Genomic DNA, 244 nt, shown 5'->3' with positions numbered 1-244 from the left:
GTTGCTGGCGCTGGTCGCCGGGCAGGACGTGGAGCCCGTCGAGGGCTCCGACGGGACTGACGGACGCTGGCGCATCGCGCGGAAGGTCGCCCCGGAGCGGGTGATCTCCACCGTCGATCCCGAGGCCCGGCACGCGCACAAGACCCGCGCCCACCATCAGGACGGCTACAAAGCGCACGTGAAGGTCGAGCCGGACACCGGGCTGATCACCGGGTGCGCGCTCACCCCCGCTTCCGGGCCGGAG

At 73.0% G+C, this 244-nt stretch carries 1 pseudogene; it reads left to right on the top strand.

Annotated features, from left to right (window positions below):
• Window positions 1–244: pseudogene (locus RM445_RS32230) on the top strand (IS5/IS1182 family transposase); the annotation flags it as partial.

Origin of the sequence: Pseudonocardia charpentierae (genome assembly GCF_031845345.1) — a bacterium.
GTDB lineage: Bacteria > Actinomycetota > Actinomycetes > Mycobacteriales > Pseudonocardiaceae > Pseudonocardia > Pseudonocardia charpentierae.
The sequence above is the reverse complement of the archived record's forward strand: the minus strand, read 5'-3'. Positions and strand labels throughout refer to the sequence as shown.